Below are 14,341 nucleotides of genomic sequence, written 5' to 3' on the forward strand. Positions count from 1 at the left end.
AGTTGTGGCATGCGGCTGCCTAACGACGGAAACCGTTTGGCCTGGGCATCCACCGATGCGGGTCTGACGGCCGCGATAAATCGCAGGCATAAAAAAACGCTGCATCAGATGCAGCGTTTTTGTGTGCGGCTATCAGCATAAATCACTACCAGATCGATTAGCCGTTCTGACGGCCGTAACCCATGGTGGTGTATTCCAGGCTGTGGGAGACGCCCGAGCCATCCACGTAGATCATGGTCGATTTAACCAGGCCGTCGACTTTTTCAGGGTCTTGAGCGGTTTTGACGCTGGTGACCTTGGCAACGTCGATGCCTTTGTGACGGTTGTACTGCTCGACCTGAGTCAAAGGCTGTGCGCTGGTTTGGGTGTCAGCGAAGGCGCTGACGGAAGCGAATGCGGCGAATACTGACAAGGCTGCGAAGGCTAAGGTTTTCATTTTTAAATCTCCAGAAAGGGGCTTGAGTCGTAAGTAAGCAAAGCGTGTGTTCGTTTGCTTGTGGAGCTGATTCTTCACCATTGTTCTCGAGATGGTAAATATTTACGGTCGATAAGACACATTACCGGCGTTGATACCAGAAGATTGTTTCACTCTAAGTAACAGACTGTTGTTGCAAATGATGGCAACGCATTAGATGCTGCGTGCGAATAACCGCGCCGTAGATTGGGCTAACTAATTATTTAGGCGCTTTACAGGATTAGGCTAAGGGTCTGATCGATCTATGCCCTTCCTGTTTGTTCGACTGATTCACCTATTTATTTCCATCCCCCTTATTTCGGAAAGCCAACCCTGCACGTCTTGATTCGAACTCGTGACGTGTCCGAGGGCATGGATTACGTGGGGTGTGGACCAAAAGTGTTGGACGGCCCAGCGAGTCGCGCCTGTTGGGCAGTGGAATATTCCACGCAGGAAAAAGAGATTGGCTGGGCACTCAGGATGCTCAGGAGCCCGACGGGCGAGCGGGCTTCTTGCGAAATACTCAATATCCAGAACACCAGACCAAGAGTCTTTCGTAAAAACTTCCACGGGACGCTGCCTTGGGTGACAGGTCATGTGAATTAGCCGACCAGGCACTTTCTAATCTAACTAACAATGCAGAAAGGCCCCTGACGCTGGCGGTGACAGACAACGAACAGGCAAAGAAAAAGCGATCACCCTGCCGCTGCGCAGGGTGATCGCTTTAACGTTCGCTATTTGGTGAGTCGATCGTAGTCCATCTCACCGGCCAGTTCACGGAAGTTCATGTGGTCCAATGGCTTGGCTGCCGTACGCCCGGCACCGACCTGATCGGAACCGTCGGATGCCAGCCCGCGCTCAGGCTTACCGTTGGCAGCGACAGCGTTGGCGCCTACGTGATCGGCACCGTCGGCGGCGACACGGTTAGCGCCAACGCGATCCGCGCCATCGGCGGCGACACGGTTTGCGCCCACGCGATCAGCGCCATCGGCAGCGACACGGTTTGCACCGACACGATCAGCGCCATCGGCAGCGACACGGTTTGCACCCACACGATCCGCACCATCGGCGGCAACGCGGTTAGCACCCACACGATCCGCGCCATCGGCAGCCACACGGTTTGCACCGACACGATCCGCGCCATCGGCAGCTACGCGGTTTGCACCGACACGATCCGCACCATCGGCAGCGACGCGGTTAGCACCCACGCGATCCGCGCCATCGGCAGCCACACGGTTTGCACCGACACGATCCGCGCCATCGGCAGCCACACGGTTTGCACCGACACGATCCGCACCATCGGCGGCGACGCGGTTAGCACCCACGCGATCCGCACCATCGGCAGCCACACGGTTTGCACCGACACGATCCGCGCCATCGGCAGCGACACGGTTAGCACCGACACGATCCGCGCCATCGGCAGCCACACGGTTTGCACCCACGCGATCCGCGCCATCGGCAGCGACGCGGTTTGCACCGACACGATCCGCACCATCGGCGGCGACGCGGTTAGCACCCACGCGGTCCGCGCCATCAGCGGCGAGTTTCGCGGCACCTACGTGATCGGCACCGTCGGAGGCCGTAGCGTTGGCGCCGACGTGATCTGCGCCGTCGGCTGCGACACGATTGGCCCCCACGCGGTCTGCGCCATCTGAGGCCAGCTTGCTGGCACCTACGTGGTCAGCACCATCGGCGGCTGTTGCGTTGGCCCCGACATGATCAGCGCCATCGGAAGCCGTCGCGTTCGCCCCGACATGATCAGCGCCATCGGAGGCTGTTCTGTTAGGGCCGACTTTCTCGGAACCGTATTCCGCAACCGTCTTGCCCTCATTCACATCTGAGGCTGCATACGCAGCCGACACGCCCAAGGCCAGCACGGAAACCGTCAGGCCCCAAATCATTTGTCTCTTCATAACCGAGTGCTCCAAGTGTCATGTCGGTTGATGTGAGCAAGATGCTCGGATGGTTGCCTACCTCGGCACTATTGTCTTCTTGGACATTCCATAACTTACGCTTTAAATGCGGAACGCCGATAAACGCTCGACGGCTATTTGAGTGGGTCAGTCAGCCGATCCAGTTGAACCGAACGGTTAATTAAAAACAGCGATCACACACGTTAACCTCAGGATAGTCCTCGCAGGGCCATTGTGCCCGTCTCTCAACGACGACCTGCCAAATGGCGGCTTATCTTATCCATTTCCGTTCGATCCAGCGCTGGGTTATTAGTTCGCCAGTTAGAGATAAAAGCACGATCAGGCAAGTTCGGCCAATAACACCTAAGTATGGAGTGACGAGGAGCAGCATTGCGTACTGAACCAAACTGAGGCCAAAGTAGTGCACCGAATAAGGGCATGACAGACGCCACGCTATAAAAGCCATCAGCCATAACTTGCAAGTACTTGATTCGTGACGGGCTTATAAAATCCGCAAGGGCGCCTAACGCCCTAACGGCCGCTTCACTTTCTTAACACTGAACGCAGACTTTCTGTGGAGGCAATGCCTCTGGAACAATCGCGCCAGAGCACTGCAAAGCCCCCATCATTCTGGTTAATGACGACCATGAAGACGATTGTCTTCAGGTTTCCGAGCCGTCACGTAACATCCCCCCATCACTTACCGCCCCATTGTCTACCTGAAGGACTCACGACCATGACTCTGCATCTGATCAACGCCGTCGCCCTCACCGCTGTCACCGTGTTCCTGGTCAACCGCGCCTTCGCACTGTACGACCTGGTCAATGCCGCCACCGTCTCCGAGCACATCTGAAACGGCCCGTGCCGCCTGAGATGTGCTCGGCATGCGCCGACCGCATTCAGGCGAACGGGTCCATTTGCCGCTTAAGTTTGTTCCCTTGCCCGTCTCCTGATGGTTGCCGTCCATTTCCAGTGACACCTCAATGCCCGTGATCTGGCGCGTAGCGGCAGTAAACCGGCGAGCGCGATCTTTCTGGATAGACCAACGCGTCTGACTTTACTGCTGCTGCGCAGCAGATCGCGGGCAAGCGCGCTACGCCCTGCGGGCAGAAGCGGGATTATCCTGCGTCTCTCTGCGCCCTCCTGGCAGAAGTGCGTGTTCGAACCCACGCCTTACGGCATGGGCCGGGTTTCCTGGGACATGAACTCGGTAATGCGTGAACGCAGCCAGCGCTCGGCAGGATCGTTGTCGTGCACGCCGCTCCAGACCATCGACAGCTCGGCCGGCTCGATCGGGAACGGCGGGTCTTCGGCGCGCAGAGCGCAACCTTCGACCAGCGCGCACGCGGCGTAATCCGGAACGGTGGCGATCAGTTCGGTGCCGGCCAGCAATGCACGCAGGCCACTGAACTGCGGCACGGCCACCACCACCCTTCTCGCCCGCCCCACCTTGGCCAGGTCGATGTCGATGTTGCCGGTCAGATCCCCCGAGAACGACACCATGGTGTGTGGACGCTCGCAGTAATCGTCCAGCGTCAATGTGCCGGGGCGTTTGTCGCCTCGCAGTACCTTGCAACCGATGTCGCGCAGCTTCTTGCGCTTGGCATTGGCGGGCAGCTCGGTGGTGTAGCTGATCCCGACCGAGATTTCACCCGACGCCAGCAACGCCGGCATGAGCAAAAAGTTGGCCCGACGCACCACGACGATAATGCCCGGAGCTTCTTCACGCAGTTTGCTGAGCAACGGTGGAAACAGCCCGAATTCTGCATCGTCGGACAAACCGATGCGGAACACGTCGCAACTGGTGCTCGGGTCGAACTCCTTCGCACGGCTCACCGCGCCGGAGATGGTGTCCAGCGCCGGTTGCAGCTCTTTGAGGATGTCCAGCGCGCGGGCGGTCGGCTCCATCGCCCGACCGTTGCGCAGCAGCAAAGGATCGTCGAACAGATCTCGCAAGCGCGCCAGCGCCGCACTGATCGCCGGCTGTCCCATGAACAGCTTCTCGGCCACGCGGGTCAGGTTTCGTTCGAACATCAACGATTCGAAGATCACCAGCAAGTTCATGTCGACGCGACGCAGGTCATTGCGATTCATTGAGCGGTTCCGGTTGTCAGGGAGGGAGGCGTGAACAAATGCCTGCGCGAGACATAAGCTTGCCAGATATACACCGCCACACCTCCCGGGAATTGAATAAATGTGCTCTTCGCGCGAGCAGGCGCCGTTTGGGGTCAGCAAACCCTGGCAGAGCACCGGTGGACTAAAAAGCGCACAGCGCAACAATCCCCTCTACCGCGCACCTGTCAGATTAGCCGCCTGCTTCCGATTTATCTCTAGAAGGCCGATTCATGGCAAGCCGATTGTCGCTGCTCACCCTGGCATTACTCGCATCTTCCACCGACCTGATGGCGGCCACTGACGACGGGGAGCACGGGTTTCTCGCCGACACCTCGTTAAACGTCCTGGCGCGTAACTTCTTTCTGCAAAACGACTACCGCACCGGGCATCCCGATCAAAGCTACCGGCAGGAATGGGCGCAAGGCTTCATCGCCAATCTACAGTCAGGCTTTACCCAGGGCACCCTGGGTGTGGGCGTCGATGCCCATGGATTCTATGGCTTGAAACTCGACAGCGGACGCGGACGCGCGGGAACCGGCCTGTTGCCACTGGACAGCGACGGTCGCGCCGAGGACGACTACTCCGATGCAGGCGGCGCGCTGAAACTGCGCCTGTCGAAAACCACCCTGAAGATCGGCGAGATGGAAGTGGAAACGCCGGTGCTCGACACCGGCGACAAGCGCCTGCAACCGGAGTACGCCAGCGGGTTGTTTCTGGACAGCCGTGACGTGGAAGGACTGAAACTGGTCGCTGGGCATTTCACCTCGTTCAAGAACGAAAACGCGTCCACCTCCCGGGGCGACTTCGACGGTTACGGCGCCACCACGCGCGGCCGCTCGATCAGCCTGGCAGGCGTGGAGACCACCGACAGCACGCCGGTCGGTGGCTCCGTGTACGCTTCGCAGCTCACCGACACCTGGCGCCAGTACTACGGAAACCTGCATTACACCGACGTACTGTCGGACAACAGCGCGTTGCTGTTGGACAGCAACCTTTACCGCACACTGGATCAAGGCAGTGAGCGTGCCGGGGCCATCGATAACACCGCCTACAGCCTGTCGGCCAAGTACAGCCTCGGTGCGCAAGCGTTTACCCTGGCCTGGCAAAAGATCGATGGCGACACGCCCTTCGACTTCGTCGGAGGCGACTCGATCTACCTCGCCAACTCGATCAAGTACGCCGACTTCAACGGTGCACACGAGCAGTCGTGGCAAGTGCGCTACGACCTGGATGCGGCATCGTTCGGTTTGCCGGGGTTGAAGTTCATGACCCGCTACGTGCGCGGCAGCCAGATCGATGGCACCCATGCACCACAAGGCGCGGTGTATCAGCCATTCGACGAGGTGTCAGGCCGTTATCAGCCCATTCAGGGCAAAGGTGGACGTCATTGGGAGCGCGATATCGACCTCAAGTACGTGGTGCAGTCCGGTCCGGCCAAGGACCTGTCGCTGGACGTGTCTCATGTCTCGCATCGCGGCAACGATGCTCAGGGCGGCGATGACATCGATCGTCTGTACATCGTCGTGCAGTATCCGCTCGACCTGCTCAAATGATGGGTATCGGCACGGTAGGTAATTGTCACTGCGCACCGCTGTGGGCGTGCGCCTGCTCGCGAACAAGCGCCCACAGCCTCAGCAGCCAGGCTTCACTCCGCACAGCACAAGGGAGCGGACGCCATCGAGCGCCGCCAGTTGAACGGCGTGACGCCGGTCATTCGGCTGAACACTCGGGTGAAATGCGACTGATCGGCAAACCCGCAATCCAGGCTGATCTGCGAAATGGTCAGCCCGGAATCGCTGAGCAGCCCCCTCGCCTTGTCCAGCCGCATCTGCAAATACCAGTCACGCGGCGAAAGGCCGGTGTTTTTCTTGAAGGCCCTGGAGAAATGGCTGCGGGACAACGAACATTCGCTGGCGATGCGGGCGATGGACAAGCCCTTGTCCATCTGGCTGGACATCAGCTCCTTGGCGCGGCGTTCCTGCCAGGGCGAAAGCGCCACCCGATCGGACGGAGGGTGCGGTGGTTGCTGGGCAGCATCCGGAACCAGGTGGGCGGATAGTTCGCGAACCACCTGTTCGAGCGCGTCGTGCTCGTCATCGGGCAGGGAGCGCAGGGACGCCAGTAGCGAACGAAACAGTGACGGGTTGATTGCGTTCATTCCGGGCTCTCCAGGTCATAGTGGACGGCCTCTGGAGTCTGGTCGGGCACCGCCTTAAAGTCCTTCTCGGGGTATTAAACGTTCTGAAGGGTTAATAAGGCAGCGTGCTTAAACCTCTGGATGCAGACGTCTTAAGAACAATTAAGGGCGACCGCCAATGACGCTGCCGGTGAACGGGTTTATCGTCGCATTCCTCAGAGGTTCGGTTCGCTGCGAGGGACGCAAGTGACCACTCGATACGTTGCAGGCATTCCGATCCCCGACAGCGCGATGGCACGCGCGGCGACCGAGCTGATGCGCGACACCCAATCCAGGCTGCTGTTCGATGCAGCCAGGCGTACGTTCGTGTTTGCCCGGCTACTGGGAGACAGCCGAGAACTGCGCCACGACCCCGAGCTGCTCTACATTGCCGCGCTGTTCCTGCGGATCGGCGTCACCGCGCTTTACCGTCATTCCCAGCAACGCTACGAGATCGACAGCGCCGACGCCGCAGCAGAATTTCTCAGCGGCTACGGCCGCTCTCGCGAGGAGATTGCCCAGGTCTGGGACGCCGTCGCACTGCACACCACCCCCGGCATTCCAGCGCACAAGCCACCGTTGACCGCGCTGCTCTGCGCCGCCGTGGACACCGACATGCTCGGCACCTACGGTCAGGCGCTCTCCCCAAGCGCGATCACCCGCATACTCCGCGAATTCCCCCGAGAGCCGGGGTTCAAGATCAAGTTTTTGCACACGCTGGCGCTGGGACAACTGCATCGACCGCACAGCACTTTCGGCACCATCAACGCGGATGTACTGGCCTTCCATGACCGGCACCTGAAGGTCGGCGGCTTTTGCGAGCAGTTGCTGGCGTCGACATGGCCGTATTGAACCCGGTATCGGACAGGCCCTAAACGACAGCAGGCAAGGTAAACACGAAGGTCGTCCCGCCATACCTCGCTGGCATCGCATACAACTGCCCGCCGTGGGCATGAATGATCGAGCGACAGATCGCCAGCCCCATGCCCATGCCTTTGTCCTTGGTGGTGAAAAAGGCATTGAACACCTTGTCCAGATCCTCCTGGTCAATGCCCGGCCCCGTGTCCTCAACGCTGACCACCAGATAATCACTGCCCACGACTTCGCTGGTGATCGACAGCCGACGCAGCACGTGATCGCCCGCACTCATCGCATCCACTGCGTTGAGGATCAGATTCAGCACCACTTGCTGCAATTGCACGCCCGAACCGATGACCTGCAACGGCGAAGGTGTCAGGTGCGTGCTCATCAGCACGCGCTGTTGTTCGACCTCGACCATCGTCAGGGTCACCACATGGCGGATCACATCGTTGATCAGCAGGCGTCGGCGTTGATGGGTGCCCTGCCGCGCCAGCGACTGCAACGCGTTGACGATCTGGCCTGCTCTTCGACCGTCCTGAACGATGTCCCGCAGACCTGACATCGCTTCGCCGATCTGCGGCGTCGCCCGGTTCAGCCAGCGAAGACTCGCTGCGGCGTTGGACACCATCGACGCCAGCGGCTGATTGATTTCATGGGCGATCGAAGCCGCCAGCTCTCCCATTACCGTGACCTGCGACACCTGCGCCAGCTTGGCGCGGGCATTGTGCAGCGCGGTCTCGATGTCCTGCCGACGGGCGTTTTCTTCTTTCAGCTGATGGTGCAGCCTGGCGGTTTCCAGCGAGATGGCCGCCTGCCCGGCGAGCAACTCCAACACCCCCGTGCGGCCAACGGTAAACACGCCCGCAGCCAGGTTGTTTTCCAGGTAGAGCACACCAATCAACTGCCCCTGCTTGAGCAACGGCAGGCACAACGCGGAACGGACAGGGTGCTTCTCGAGGTATTCGTCGTCGCCAAAGTAACCGTCGACACTGACGTCGTCGATCACCAACCGTTGGTGGGTGCGCATGACCCGATAAAGAATCGACAAGGGCAAATGGTGCTTGCCGGGAGTGAGCCGGACCAGCTGGACCTGCAGACCGTTGTCACAGCCCTGACCCATGGCACAGATAACAGGGGCGTCGCTTTTCACCAGCAGCAACACGGCACGTTGCGCGCCAGCATGCATGATGGTGGTGCTCATGAGCATTTCGATCAGCCGGTCCTGATCGGTTTCCTCGGACAACGCCTGCGCGGCCTTCATCACCGACGCCAGGTCCAGGGTGTCCTGGCCGCCAGGAATGACGACTGACGTACGCGAAGTCAGAATCGCCTCCTGGCGGCGAGCCTGTGCCGTGCGGAACTCGCTCCGGGCCGCGCTACGGTCCCCGTCGGGATCAAGTCCCAGATCAGGGATGTCCTTGAACTGATGCCATTGGCATTTGCACGAACGTAAATCAGCCAGCAGGCTTCCTGCGCTCTGATAGCGGTCATCCGGGTTCTTTGCGATCAGTTTCAGTACCAGTTGCGACAAGGGCTGCGGGATGTCGCCCCGAAACTCGCTCAGCGCCGGCGGCTGACGCGCCACATGGCAATACACCCATTCCACCGGGTCAAGGGCCTCGAACGGCAGACGCCCCGCCAGCCACTCGTAAAACGTCATGCCCAGCGCGTAAAGGTCGCTGCGCTGATCGGCCTGACGTTCGACCCTGCGGGCCTGCTCCGGAGACATGTAGGCCAGCGTTCCGCAGATCGAGTCAGACACGGGCAGAGCCCCTGCAGGGTAAGCGTCGACGCTCAACCCGAAACCGCTCAGGCGTACGATGCCGTCAGCGCCTTCCACCAGGTTGCAGGGCTTGATATCCCGGTGCAGCAGGCCATTGGCATGGGTTTCGAAGAGTGCGGCGGCGGCGCCTATCGCCAGGTGCAGAAAACGCTCGATGGAAACCGGCTGATCGGCCAGTGAGTGAAGCGGCTGCCCGCCCGGATCGCTCAACACCAGCAGTGGGCCGTTCTCTGATGAAAGCAGCGCCAGGGGTTGCAGTGACCAACCCGGCAGCAGCCTGTCGGCAAGACCGAATTCATGGGCAAGGCGCCGGGCTACCTCGTCCGTCGCGCTGCCAACGGCGCTGACGATTCGCCAATGTTGCTGCAGATCCTCAGCAAGCCTGACCCGATAGTGAGAGAGCTCGCCGTCCGTGAGCAGTAATGTCCACTCAAGCTGATCCCGCCACCCGGGTCCGAACGGTCCCGAGCCCAACATCACCCCGACTGGCGCATTTTGGGCGCTGCTCATGAAAATCCTTGATGACGTTCACAGTATTGGCCTAAGGCATTGCAGACTTCGCGCGCTGGGGAAAGAACCGGCTGTACCACCTCACCCCATGCAGCGACGAAGATGATCATAAGCCGAACTTTTTTATTTTGTTAATTGCCGTAAGTTGCATGTCGCTCGACATACCTACTACCTTCTTTGCACAAATGGATATTTGTGCGGTTAGTTCTTAAGGCAATACCGCGATGCGCTCGTGCATTTTCAGAAGTTCGATGACATTGCGCGCGTTCATTTTTGTCATCACGTGCTTCTTATGAACTTTTGCCGTGACTTCGCTGGTGCCCAACTCCACTGCAATCTGTTTATTCATTTTGCCGGTGATCAACAAACCCATGACCTGTTTTTCTCTTGGGGTCAGGCTGTTGAAACGCTCTTTGACGTTACAGGTCAGGCAGCGCTCGGTCAGATTCAGCGCGTCGTTCGCCAACGCTTCACGCACCAGATCGAGCAATTGCTCGGGTTCGAATGGCTTGGTCAAAAACTCATGAGCGCCGGCCTTGATCGCCCTGACCGACATCGCGATGGTGCCGTAACCGGTCATGAAAATGATGGGAAACTGCTGGCCTCTGACGGCCAATTCATCCTGCAGGTCGAAGCCGGTGCCCTGCGCCAGGTTCACGTCCAGCAGCAAACAGGTCGGCACCGCCTCCAACGGATGGGCGAGAAAGGCTTCGGCGCTGTCAAAGACGCTGCAGGCAATGTCCTCGGAGCTCAGCAACCGCTGCAATGCGGTGCGGATCGCTGCATCGTCGTCCACTACGTACACCCTGGGTGTTGCTTTCATACGTTCTTCCGTCAATTCAGTGGCCGACCGCCAGCGCTCTCTGATGTCGCGCATGATACCCGTCGGGCCCGCCGGGAACAGCCCTGGCGGCGCGCAGGTTTGCCAGCGACGCGGGGACATCCAGACCGCGAGGGTCAGGATCATGCGCCTCGCTTGCCCGTTCAGAGCCCAAGCCCAGCCGCAGACAGATGCGGGTCGCCGCCAGCATCCGGTAAAACCGGAAGGGTCCTTGCGCCGACACCATCAGCAGCGACTTGGTCGCCAGCCTGACCATGCAGTCCATCACGCAGCTACGGGCAAGCGTCGCGCACTGTAAGGCATTACAAGCCTGCTCAAGGGTGAAACGTCCGTCCAGATCGGCAAGTTGCCTGAGCACCGTGCGCTCATCGCGACTCAACAGGCGATAACTCCAGAACAGTGACGCCTGCATCGTCTGCTGGCGAGGCGGTGCCGTTCGCAGACTGGCGGACAGCAGGTGCATGCTCTCGTCCAGGCTCTCGACCAGCTGATACAAACCCAGCGCACACGCCCGGGCGGCGGCCATCTCAAGCGCCAACGGGATGCCGTCGAGACGCCGGCACACCTCACCCACCAGATCGATGCTGTAGTCGTCCAGTTCGGCATCGCTGGTGCTGGCGACCTGATAATCCAGCGCTCGCCAGTGCCTGAGAAAGAGCTGCGCCGAGTCGCTGTGCAGAATGGCGTCACGGCTCGCATCCGGCTCCGGCGATGTCAATGGCGGCACTTGAAGACTGCGCTCGCCGCCAATACGCAGCGGTTCGCGACTGGTCGCCAGGATCCGCAAACCCGGCGCGCCACGCAGGATCGCCTCCACCAGCGCCGCCACCTGATCGATCAGGTGTTCGCAGTTGTCCAGGATGAGCAAGCCCGAGCGCTGAGAAAGCTGTTGAATCAGAAACGCCAGCGGATCACCCGCGCAAACGTCGATCCCCAACGCCTGGAAGAATGTGTCGAGCAGACTTTCAGGGTGCTCCAACTCGGCCAGCGCCACGAAATACACCGCAGACGACGGGTCGTTTAGCCGCTGACGTCCCAGCTCCACGGCCAGACTGGTCTTGCCGACACCTCCGGGGCCGATGAGCGTGATCAACGCATGGTGGTCGCTCAACGCCGCATTGAGCTCGCCCAACAAGGCGTCGCGTCCGACCAGCTCTACGCCGGCAGGCAATCTGTTGCCGTGCGAAGCTGGCTGCCACTGAGTCGTGGGCGTCTCTTCAGGCTCCACCGCATCGACCACGCCACCCTCGCCGCCCAATAACAGGTAGCCGCGCCCTGGAATCGTGCGGATCAGATCACGATCGCTGCCCAGCGCCTTGCGCAACGCAGAGATGTGCACCTGCAGGTTATTTTCCTCGACGACCGTGTCCGGCCAGACCCGTTGCAGGATCTGCTCCTTGCTCACCAGTTGCCCCTGATGTCGGATCAGCAATTCGAGAATATCGAACGCGCGAGTGCCAATGCGCAGAGCAACGCCGTCTTTGAAAAGGTCCCTGAGGTCCAGGGACACCATAGCCTGACCGAGACTTATCATCGTATTCACGCAGTCCTTAGATTGGATTCGCACGCCCTGAGATCGCCGAACGCAGGCACGAAGTCATTCACTCGTGCACACGTACAACGCAGCTGATCCATTTTTAGTCAGCATTCATCTAATCAGTAAACGACAATGATCGATATTACCCGTAGGGGTAGTTACTACGAAGTAATTGATCTAACACCTGATCACCCGCCGAAAACGGTAGACGATTATTGGCCGATTATTAGTTGTTAATACAGCGTTCTGTCGTTGCATAACGAGCAACACGGCTTTGCGCAGCCGTCCCATTCTCCGGGTTTAACGTCTGCTTTAACGTGTCAGCCAATCGTCGATCACCGATCGACGCTCACATTGCCACTGACTGAGCAGACAGACATGACCACTCCCCTGACTTCCACGCTCAAGGCGCCCACGCAAGGGTTGTCCCGCGCCATGGTGCTGCTTTTTGCCTTTTGCTGCGGTGCCATCGTCGCCAATCTTTACTACGCCCAGCCCATCGTCGAGCTGATTGCGCCGGACCTGGGCCTCTCGTCCGGTAACGCCAGTCTCATCGTGTCGCTGACCCAGATCGGTTATGCGTTGGGCCTGCTGTTTCTGGTTCCGCTGTCTGACCTGGTCGAAAACCGCAAACTGATGATCGCCACCGCCGTGGTGGCCGGCGCCAGCCTGTTGGCGGCCGCAACGCTGCAGCACGCCAACGGATTCCTGCTGGTGTCACTGGTCATCGGCTTCAGTTCGGTGTCGGTGCAGATGCTGATTCCGCTGGCTGCCCACCTGGCGCCCGAGCAGTCTCGCGGCCAGGTCGTGGGCAACATCATGAGTGGCCTGCTGCTGGGCATCCTGCTCGCCCGTCCGCTGTCGAGCCTGGTCGCCGACCATTTCGGCTGGCGCGCGGTGTTCCTGTACGCCGCCGCGGTGATGCTGGCGATCGTCGCCGTGCTGGCGTTGACCATCCCGAAACGCGTGCCTGACCATAAAGCGTCGTACGGTGAGTTGTTGAAATCGCTGATGACGCTGATGCGTCGGCATGCGGTATTGCGCCAGCGTGCGCTGTATCAAGGCTTGCTGTTCGCGGCGTTCAGTTTGTTCTGGACCGCGGTGCCGATGGAGTTGGCGCGTCGTTTCGGCCTGTCGCAGACCCAGATCGCAATATTCGCGCTGGTGGGCGCCATGGGCGCAATCGCCGCGCCGATAGCGGGTCGGTTGGCTGACAGAGGCCTCACGCAACGAGCTTCGCTGGTGGCGTTGGTGCTGGCGCCAGTTGCCTTTCTGTTGGGATTGAAAGGCCCTGGCTACAGCGTGGTCGGGCTGGCGGTGACGGGCGTGTTGCTCGACTTTGCGGTGCAGATGAGCATGGTGTTGGGCCAACGGGCGATTTATGCGCTGGATCCGGCGAGCCGTGGGCGTTTGAACGCGTTGTACATGACGAGCATTTTTGTCGGTGGCGCGATAGGTTCGGCGCTGGCCAGCGGGCTGTATGAGCACCATGGCTGGCAGGGTGTGATCTCGTTGGGAGCGGGTCTGCCAGTGCTGGCGCTGGTGGTGTATTTGATCGTTGGTTTTAAGAAGCGCGTGTAGCTGCTGATCAGCGTCATCGTGAACTTCGACACCTCGGGGGCTTGGGCTTTCGGGGTGTTTTTTTGGGTGGTTCTGAGGTGGGTGCGGGGATCGGTTGTTTTGCTACTGCTGCGCGTCAGATCGCGGGAAAAGCCACGCTCCTACAGGGACCGCGTCGACCTGATGTTCTGTTTTTGGTCTGGAGCCGACGCTCGTCGTATTTTCGATTCAAGCATCAACCGTCTGGACTCCAAACTTCACTGTAGGAGCGCGCTTGCCCGCGATCTGCCGGGAACCGGCAGCAAGACCTGCGCATGCAGAGTGTCAGGCAGAAGCGGGTCGCTTGTTTTGCTACCGCTGCGCGGCAGATCGCGGGCAAGGTGGAACGCCACCCCGGTCGCTCCTACAGGGACAGCATCAACCTGACGTTTCTGTTTTTGGTCTGGGGCCAACGCTCTTCGCTTTCTTGATTCGATCATCAAGCGCCCTCCGTCCCAAATTGTAGGAGCGTGGCTTGTCCCGCGATCTGCCGGGAACCGGCAGCAAGACCTGCGCACGCGGGGTGTCAGGCAGAATCGAGTCGCCTGATTT

Annotated in this window: 9 protein-coding genes and 2 pseudogenes; 3 read left to right on the forward strand and 8 right to left on the reverse strand. The window is 59.9% G+C overall.

Annotated features, from left to right (window positions below; translation table 11 throughout):
- Nucleotides 1-157: 157 nt before the first annotated feature.
- The 4 genes and pseudogenes from ABDX87_RS00655 to ABDX87_RS00675 form a co-directional block, all read right to left on the reverse strand.
- A complete protein-coding gene (locus ABDX87_RS00655; RefSeq protein WP_346831096.1) occupies nt 158-436 on the reverse strand; it encodes a DUF2790 domain-containing protein in 279 nt (92 codons plus the stop codon).
- 1,013 nt (nt 437-1,449) lie between these two features.
- Nucleotides 1,450-1,662, reverse strand: a pseudogene (locus ABDX87_RS29060) (hypothetical protein); the annotation flags it as partial.
- 60 nt (nt 1,663-1,722) lie between these two features.
- Nucleotides 1,723-1,974 (reverse strand): annotated as a pseudogene (locus ABDX87_RS00665) (hypothetical protein); the annotation flags it as partial.
- 1,566 nt (nt 1,975-3,540) lie between these two features.
- On the reverse strand, nt 3,541-4,461 hold the full coding sequence (locus ABDX87_RS00675; protein ID WP_346831097.1) for a LysR family transcriptional regulator: 921 nt from the start codon (nt 4,459-4,461) through the stop codon (nt 3,541-3,543).
- Between the two features lie 251 nt (nt 4,462-4,712).
- Between ABDX87_RS00675 and ABDX87_RS00680 the strand changes: the two genes are divergently transcribed.
- A complete protein-coding gene (locus ABDX87_RS00680) occupies nt 4,713-6,035 on the forward strand; it encodes an OprD family porin (RefSeq protein ID WP_431061196.1) in 1,323 nt (440 codons plus the stop codon).
- A 92-nt stretch (nt 6,036-6,127) separates the two neighbouring features.
- Here ABDX87_RS00680 and ABDX87_RS00685 read toward each other — a convergent pair whose 3' ends face one another.
- Entirely contained in the window at nt 6,128-6,640 is a 513-nt protein-coding gene (locus ABDX87_RS00685; RefSeq protein ID WP_346831098.1) for an AraC family transcriptional regulator, read from the reverse strand.
- Between the two features lie 225 nt (nt 6,641-6,865).
- On the opposite strand from ABDX87_RS00685, the gene ABDX87_RS00690 reads away from it, so the two are divergent.
- On the forward strand, nt 6,866-7,510 hold the full coding sequence (locus ABDX87_RS00690) for a phosphohydrolase (protein ID WP_346831099.1): 645 nt from the start codon (nt 6,866-6,868) through the stop codon (nt 7,508-7,510).
- 19 nt (nt 7,511-7,529) lie between these two features.
- Here ABDX87_RS00690 and ABDX87_RS00695 read toward each other — a convergent pair whose 3' ends face one another.
- The 3 genes from ABDX87_RS00695 to ABDX87_RS00705 all read right to left on the reverse strand — a co-directional run bounded on the left by ABDX87_RS00695 (nt 7,530) and on the right by ABDX87_RS00705 (nt 12,187).
- Nucleotides 7,530-9,812: an ATP-binding protein gene (locus tag ABDX87_RS00695; RefSeq protein ID WP_346831100.1), complete on the reverse strand. Its 2,283-nt coding sequence runs from the start codon at nt 9,810-9,812 to the stop codon at nt 7,530-7,532.
- Nucleotides 9,813-10,020: 208 nt separating this feature from the next.
- Nucleotides 10,021-10,635 carry a response regulator transcription factor gene (locus tag ABDX87_RS00700; RefSeq protein ID WP_346831101.1) on the reverse strand — a complete coding sequence of 205 codons (615 nt, stop codon included), beginning with the start codon at nt 10,633-10,635 and terminating at the stop codon, nt 10,021-10,023.
- Nucleotides 10,636-10,651: 16 nt separating this feature from the next.
- Nucleotides 10,652-12,187 (reverse strand): ATP-binding protein, encoded by a 1,536-nt coding sequence (locus ABDX87_RS00705; RefSeq protein WP_346831102.1) that lies wholly within the window; start codon nt 12,185-12,187, stop codon nt 10,652-10,654.
- A gap of 381 nt (nt 12,188-12,568) precedes the next feature.
- Between ABDX87_RS00705 and ABDX87_RS00710 the strand changes: the two genes are divergently transcribed.
- Nucleotides 12,569-13,771, forward strand: coding sequence for an MFS transporter (locus tag ABDX87_RS00710; RefSeq protein ID WP_346831103.1), 1,203 nt, complete (start codon nt 12,569-12,571; stop codon nt 13,769-13,771).
- The last annotated feature ends 570 nt before the right edge of the window (nt 13,772-14,341 follow it).

Source organism: Pseudomonas abietaniphila, assembly GCF_039697315.1.
In the GTDB taxonomy this organism is placed as follows: domain Bacteria; phylum Pseudomonadota; class Gammaproteobacteria; order Pseudomonadales; family Pseudomonadaceae; genus Aquipseudomonas; species Aquipseudomonas abietaniphila_B.